Source organism: Streptomyces sp. SAS_272 (assembly GCF_052543235.1).
Genome location: NZ_JBMNDR010000001.1, coordinates 342,021 through 349,765, shown reverse-complemented (window position 1 = coordinate 349,765; position 7,745 = coordinate 342,021). Strand labels below are relative to the sequence as shown.

General features: G+C 65.1%; 2 protein-coding genes. Both read right to left on the bottom strand.

Features of this window, described 5'->3' with window-relative positions:
- Positions 1-132: 132 nt before the first annotated feature.
- Positions 133-636, bottom strand: coding sequence for a hypothetical protein (locus ACN6LD_RS01620; RefSeq protein ID WP_319192108.1), 504 nt, complete (start codon positions 634-636; stop codon positions 133-135).
- An 85-nt stretch (positions 637-721) separates the two neighbouring features.
- Positions 722-7,720 (bottom strand): RHS repeat-associated core domain-containing protein, encoded by a 6,999-nt coding sequence (locus tag ACN6LD_RS01615; protein ID WP_445042299.1) that lies wholly within the window; start codon positions 7,718-7,720, stop codon positions 722-724.
- Between the last annotated feature and the right edge of the window lie 25 nt (positions 7,721-7,745).

The following is a 7,745-nucleotide window of genomic DNA, read 5'->3' as shown; positions in this document are numbered from 1 at the left end:
TCTGGCCCGAGGGGGAAATCCCTTCGGGCCACCCGACCCACCGCCCCCAGCCGACGACGGCGTCCGCGCGGGCCTCGCGCCACGACTGACAGGTATGCCGATCACTGGCACCGTGAGAGTGCGTCCGGTGAATCAACCCAACGGGCTGACGCAATCTTCCGTTTCCACCACTAGAATGCCAGACAGGGCAACCTGCGAGATGTCTGCCAGGTAGGAGCCTTCCTGTTCACGTCGCACACAGAACGTCACACTCCCCGTTACAACGTTCTCGTCATACAGGGTTGGACCAATCGAAATGTATGCACTCCCGGGTGGAGAGTTTGGCATTTCACGCAACAGAAACAGTGCACAGTGAGCGAAGGAGTAGGCGCGCCTAATCAGCACCTCAACTCGTATCGGATCATCATCCGAAAGGTCGAAATCCGGGATTGCGCGGCCATTGATCGCGGCCTCATATCCCGTCAAATCAGTGAACGACGATCGGTTACCCCGATACCCCTGGGAGAAGAATCGAAGAACCCAGGCACCACTGACCTCAACAGCCCATCCAGCATCGAGAGCGGACTGGAACAGTTCCGGCACGTCTCTTTGCGTTGTTCGATTCAAAAACTCCGGCTGAACCAGTTGCGAGAACATCGAATTGAACTTCACTGTCGACCCAATCCGGTCAAGCCGCCAAGGCTCATCCGTCTCGATATGGATGCCGCTAACCGCGCGGCGACTAGCACGCCTGCCCAAGGAAACCGAGACCCTTCTTCACTCCCTTCGTGAAATCAGTCTTCGCCAGCTCTTTCCGCAAGCTCTTCGGCAATCCATCGAATTCCCCGGTATCAAAATTGTACTGATATTTGGGGGCATCGGAAGACTTCATCCCATTGACCTGAACCTGCAGATGCATCTGGCCTGGCCGACCGCCAGGGTCGGGGTTTTCCACATCGATGCGCATCCCACTGGGGCCTCGCCACACCGTAGAACTCGTCAACTGTGTGCCATTGGCACCGACCATGCTGCTGCCGTCGTCATTGTGGACGAGGACCGGAGTTGCGCCAGCAAGCACATAGTACGTGTGCAGGTCATCGACGGTCAGGTTGTACATGTCTGCGGAGCCGACTTGGTCGTTGACCGCAACAACCTGGACGTGGCTGTCAGTGACGGTGTTGAGCAGGTGGCCCGGTTGCAGGTGAGCCGCGTCTGTCCAGGTGTGAAGAGTGTCGTTCCAGAAGGGGTGCTTGGCGGTGGTGTGGATCGTCGAGGTACGGCCATCGGCCGTGCGGATGGTTACGTCAACAAGGTCGTAGTCGTGGTGGACGAGGCGCGCAATGACGGACCTTGCGCCCTTATGTTTGCCGGTGCTCGGCTCGGCAGCCTCGACGTCGTCCCCAGGCTTTACCTTGCTGATCGCCTTGGTCTTGCCGTCTTTGAGTAGGACTGGCGTGTCAGGCGAGAAACTACAGGCAATTTTGAAGAGATTGGCGGCGGCCGTCTCCGCCTCTACTGCGACCGCGCTCGAGGCGCCTCGCGCCATGAGGGCTCTACTGATGGAGCCGAAGGCCAGTCCGGCCACAGTGATGACGTCGGAGACGAGCGCCTCGCCGCAGTCGCCGCGACCGGTGAAACAGTGAATGTTCGCCTTGATACCCCACGGATCGTTGGCACTACTGTGCGGGTCCCTGATCAGGCCCGCACGAGCGGCCGTATCGCAGAAAGCCTCAATACCGTCGCGAATGCCGCACTTGTGGTCCGCCCAGCGCGCCAACATGTGAGCGTAGCCGTCCGCATCGGGACCACCTACCCCATACCCTCTGTAAAAGAGCTCGTCCCTTGTCGGAATGACAACTCCGTTGACAACAGGGCGCTGGCTGCCACTACTGCCCCCCGACGCCGTACCGCTCGTAGCCGGCAGTTCGGTAGGGCCTCCCCCGTTGCGCTTGCGAGCGTTGTCGCGATTCTTGGCGGTGTGGGTTCCTCCCTTGCCGCCGCTGTCGATGTAGCCGCCGCCGTTGTCATCCGGAAAGATCTTCCTGCCGTCCGGGTCGGAATAGGTGACCGGGTTGTTGTTGGCGTAGGCGTAGCCGTTGAGGGATTGGTGCTGGTCGAGTGAGAGGACGGGGTCGACGCTGAGGAACTGGCCGATGGACGGGTCGTATTCGCGGGCGCCGATGTGTGTCAGGCCGGTCGTGGCGTCCCGTGTTTTACCGAGGAAGCCCTTGTCGTCGGGCCAGGGGCCGTACAGCGGGGCGCCGCGGTCGCTGCCGAACGGCGTCGTGTAGCGCTTGGTGAAGGTCTGGTTGGCGTCCGGGTTGAGGGCGAGCGACGAGGTGTTGTGCCGGTCGCCCGTCAGGTAGCTGAGCTTGTTGGTCCCCGACTGGTTGGTGCGGACGGCCGCCGTGACATCGCCCGCCGCGTAGTAACGCTGCGCCCACATGGTGCCGTTGGCGCGGAGGTGGAGTTCCGTGGCGCCGGCGTACAGGACTCGCTCGCCGTTCTGCGTGTTGCGGATCAGCAGGGTGCCGTCGGGGGAGTACACGTAGTCCGTCGACGCGTCTTTCTCCGTGAGCTTGCTCAGTTGGCCCTCGGCCGACCAGACCAGGGTCTGGGCTCCGCTCTTACCGGGGCGCGACAAGGTGTTACCGGACTTGTCGTACGTGCGCTCCTGGGCTGTGCACGTGGGCTTGGTCGTGGTGCCGGTCAGGGTGTGCGGCTGTGCGGTGTTGGCGTAGCAGTAGGTCGTCTTCGTGTCGCCGGTGCTGTTGTGGACCGTCTCGCCGGCCCGCTGACCCGCTTGGTTGTAGGTGTAGGACGTCCAGTACGGGGCCGGGCCCGACAAGCTGGACGCGCTTCGGGCGTCGGAGCACTTCTGCGAAGCGGGGGTCCAGGCCTCGGTCAGGCGCTGGTGGCCGTCGTACGCGAAGCACTGCGTGTCGGCGGAACTCGCGCCGCCCAGAAGAGTCGGATCGCTGATCGCCGTGACGTTGCCGGTCTCGTCGTAGGAGTAGTTGAGGTCCTGCAGCATGTAGCCGTGGGTCTTGTCCGTGACGTGGCTGTTACGGAGGCGGCCGGTGCCTTCCTCGAAGGTGTTGGCGACGAAGAAGCTCTTGGAGTCCGTGCCGCCTGTCCCCAACTCCAGTTGCATGGGCTGCGCGAGAGCCGAGTAGTCGACGTTCAGCAGATAGCCGGTCACGCCGCCGATCGACTTCACATGGCCCAGGGGGTCGTAGTCGTAATCGACATACTCGGACGGCAGCCCTCCGAGTGCCGGCTCCTTCGTCATCTTCAACGTGCCGTTGATGTTGTAGTACGTCTCGAGCGCCAGGGTGGACGGCGCTCCGGCCTTCACGAACGGGTCGCTCGCAGGCAGTTGCAGCTGGGTGGCGGTGGCGCGGTTCAGATTGTCGTACGCGGTGACGGTCTGCGTGTACGCCGCTCCGGACTTGCCGCCCACGTACCTGGTGGACGAGGTGGGCTCACCCTTGAGGGGAGTGTCATAGGCGAAGGCGGTGAGCTGGGTGGCGTCCGTCTTGGAGTTCTCCCAGGTACCGGTGGGGCGGCCCAGTTCGTCATAGGCGGTCAGCACCGACTTGCCTCGTGAATCCGTGGACTTCACCGGGCGGTCGAGGACGTCGTACTCGGTGGTGGTGGATCCCTTGTCGGGGTCGACTGCGGTCACCTGGCGGCCGAACAGGTCGTAGACGTATGACCATGCGGCGTCGTCCGGTCCGGTGATCGTCTCCTGCTGTCCGTCCAGGCCGTAGGTCAGCTTCGTACGGGTGTACGAGGCTCCGACAGTGCTGCCGAAGGAGGCGTCGCCCGGGCTTGTGCTCGCGTACTCACGTGTTTCGATCGTCTGGCCGCGCACGTCGGTGATCGTGCGGTGCGCCGAGCCGCCCTCGAGCGCCGTGGTCGCGACGGAATCACCGGTGTAGCTGGTGGCGGTGGTCCACTTCTTGACCCCGAAGATGTACAGGCTGGTGCTGGTGGCACGGCCCGCGCCGTCGAACACCGTCTCTGCCTGCGTGGGGGCCTCACCGTTCTCGGCCCTCGTGTACGTGCCGTTGGGCGTGCTGGTGTTGTCGAAGATGTCGGCGTGCGTCTCGTACGCCAGACCACGCGTGTCGTAGCGGGTGTCGGTCAGCAGCCGACCGCCGTTGGGAGTCGGTGACTGTGACTGGAGCGGACGCAGGAGTGCGTCGTACAGCGCGTAGGTGGTGTTGTACGTTTCGCCGTCGTTCTTCAGGGACGAGGACGAGACCCACGACGCCTTGGTGTTGTCCAGGTGGTAGGCGAACTTCTGGTTCGGCGCCTGGCTCCCGCTCGCCCGGTTCGGCAGCCAGACCTGGGTCGTGCGGCCGAGCGCGTCGTAGCTGACCTCGGTCTTCTTGATGTTGACGTCGTAGACGCGCAGTGGCTGGCCTCGGCGCGGGTCGAGGAAACTGACCGTTTTGTAGGTCTTGGGATCAGTGGTGGTGGTTCGGGTAAGCGGTCCTGCGTCGACGGGGATGTAGGCGAGCAGAGTGGGAGAGTTCGTGGTCGCGTCGCTGACGCTCAGGGGCCGGCCCAGAGTGTCGTATGTCGTGGCGGAGATCTTCTGCCATGCGCTCGGCAGACGGTCGCCGTTGGCGTCGGCGGTGGCTGCGTACCCGGTGGCGCGGCCCGTCCAGGTCGGCAGCCCTTGGGTGGGCTTCTGGGACGCCGACCAGGCCGTGACGGTGGCGGTGTCGTACAAGGTGCCGACGTCGGCGATCACATCGCCGCGCTTGGGCTTCGCCGGGTCCATGGACGCGGGCAGAACCAACGAACTGTCCGCCGTCGCGCAGGTACGGGCGACCGCACGGGTGCGTGACACCGCACTGGTGATGCCGAGGTCGGCGTTGCGGGCGTACCAGTTGCGCGTGCAGGTCTCGTCCGATGCCTTGCCCACGTCCCCGGCGTCCTCCACCGTCACCGGCATGCCGTAGCTGTCGAATGACGTGCTGGTGAGGCGCTCTCGCCAGGTCTGGGAGGTGGTCAGGTAGGTGTAGCTGTGCACCTTCTGTGTGCGGACGTAGCGTGCGACGTAGTCGCCGGCACCGGGCGTGGTTTGCCGGGCCGTCTCCTGTGACCAGGGGTCGTTGACCGTCGCCGCGATCGCCGTGGAGCCGTCGTAGGTGACCTGTTCACGCAGTTGCCCCGCGTACTCGGCCCTGTCGGAGACCGAGGCCGCTCCGAGGGCCGGTGCCGGCAGCGGTGCGACGGAGACGGACTTGGTGGTGCCGTCACTCTTCTCGTCGCCGTGCATTCCCTGCAGGTAGAGGGAGACAGTCTTGGAGCGCGTTACGTCCGTCGCACCCGTCCATGCCGTGACCTGGGCGTATCCCCGCCATTCGGACCAGGTGCGCTCGTCCTTCTTCGTCATCGGATCGTCGTTGTAGTGCCAGGCGGCGCCGCTGTAGGAGTACGCGTGCTCGACCGTCTCGTTGGCGGCGGTCGGGTCGGAGACGGTGACGGCCAGCACCCGGTACTTGTGGAACCAGTCGATGGAGGCGTTCTCGGCGCCGTTGATGTGCCAGAACTGCGGATAGCAGGATCGCGTGTTGGTGTCGGGCGCCGCGTTCAGCACCTGGCTGCGCACGCACTCCTCGCCGGAGAGGGTCACCGTGGTGATCGCACCGGTCTCGGAAGTGACGGTGTTGATGCGCGGGCGGGTCAGGGGCAGGATGTTGTCCGTTGCGTCGACCCGATTGGGGCGCATGTGGTACGTGAACGTCACCGGCGCGAGCGTGATGGCCGGGTCGCCCGCCTTCGCGGTGCGCCTGAGGGACTTCAAGGTCAGCACCTGGTCGGAGCTGTCACCGATGTCACCGCCGTCCAGGTACTCCTCCGTCAGGTCCCAGGAGTCCACGGCGTCGTACGCGGTCGTGGTGGCGTTGTAGGAGAAGGTGTCGATCCCGGTCAGTCGCTTGCGGGAGAAGAAGGACGGGCCGGCCGCATCGCAATCGTCGTCGTCCTTGGAGCAGATCGCGTCGAAGGGGACGTCGGGCCAGTTCTCGGAAGTGTCCTTGGTCAGGCTGGAGCAGTCCGCAGCGGTGCAGCGTTCGGCGTAGCTGAAGGTGACCTTCGCGTCGGGCTTGTCGGTGAAGAGAGCGCCCTTGCGCAGTCCGTATTCGATGCGGCTCAGGTAACCGCCGCGCGTGTAGTCCGCGTTGGCGGTCTTGGACTTGTTCTTCTTGTAGTAGTTGGTTTCCTTCGCGTACCAGTAGGTGGCCGCGTTGCCTCGGGTGTCCTCGACGTAGTCGAGGTTCCACCGCCAGGCCTGGTCGAGGGCGCGGTCGGCGAAGGCGTCGCCGCCGGAGTAGCCGGGCTCACCGGAGTCGTCGCCGAAGACCGGCACCGTCGAGACGGAGTTGGTGCGCTGAGCGTCGTCCGCACCTTCGAGCTTGTTCTGGCCGAACACGTATTTGGTGCCGTCGCCCGTGACGACGGTCCAGTACTCACCGTTGTCGTCGCCGTTGTCAGCGCCGGTGGAGCGCGTCACCTTCGAGGCGTCGTCGTTCTCCAGCCGCCACAGGCCATCGTGGTCATCCTTGACCAGCCTCGAGGACTTGCCGTTCAGCACGATGCGCGCGTTGTCGTACTTCCAGCAGGAGTCGAAGACGTCGTCGTGACCGTCGTCGTCGCAGGATCCGTAGGAGCGCTCGATGTAGGACTCGGTGATGCCGAAGCCCTCACCGACCGAGGTGCCCTGGTTGTTGGAGGTGGCGGTACGGCCGTCCACGCTGCCCGAGTCGTACGAGAGGGACAGCGGCGGCTGCGGGCCTGCTGCCGCCGGCGGCAGCGTGAAGTCGTACGACCAGGTGAAGGAGCCCGAACTGCCGCCGGACTCCCAGGACGAGGACGCTGACAACGGAGTCGCCGCGTAGTTTCCGGAGCCTTTCGGGGATGCTCCGGAACCGGGTGCGGCGGCCGTCACGGCCAGCACGGTGGCGGCGGGAGCAGCAGCACTGCCCGACGCCTTCATGAGCTGCGTGGCAGGCCCACTGCCGGCATCGGCGAGGCTCACGTTGGCTGACACCGACTGACGCTCGAGGTCGTTGTCTGAGACCAGCGGACGCTGCTTACGGCACTCCGGCTTCTCGGGCGTCGTCACCGCGCAGGCCGGGAGTTGCACGAGACGCAGTCGCTGAGACCAGCCACCGCCGATGACGGAGGCGAAGCCGCTGTAGTCAACGCTGACCTTTGCGTCTCCGGCGCTGTCCGCGTCCGCGGTCAGCAGCACGCCGGTGACGCCTGCCGCGCGGGCGGCCTTCTGGTCCAGCATCGTGAGGCGCGTCTTGCCGCCCGCGGCGGCTTTCCCCGCGGTGAGCGGCGCGATCGTGACCGGGACGCCGGCCGGCTTGGCACCGACTGCCTTGCCCTGCGAGAGACCGAGTGTCGCCTCGCCCCTTCCGGGCCAGACCGCCTTCTGTTGCGTGCGGGCCTGGTCGGCCTGTGCCTTGTTGGCCTTCTTGTCCCGCGCGACCTGCTGTCGGGCCTTCGCCGCGCCGAAGCCCGCGAACTCCTTGACCTTGCTCACCCGGGACGCAGGCACGTCGGAGCGCCCGAGACCGGGGGATTCCGCGGCTTGTGCCAGTTGCGCCACGCCCAGGGGCACGACAAGCGCCAGTGCCAGCGACTGCACCAGGACCCGGCCGGTGCGCCGCTTCACATCCCGGGCAATTCTTGAGGTGCCCCTGCCAAGGTTCATTCTTCCGCCCTACCGGTCCCATTGA

What these genes read in the sequence shown, in the direction of transcription:
- ACN6LD_RS01620 (WP_319192108.1), bottom strand. Translation starts at nt 636, where the DNA reads ATGTTCTCGCAACTGGTTCAGCCGGAGTTTTTGAATCGAACAACGCAA.
- ACN6LD_RS01615 (WP_445042299.1), bottom strand. Translation starts at nt 7,720, where the DNA reads ATGAACCTTGGCAGGGGCACCTCAAGAATTGCCCGGGATGTGAAGCGG.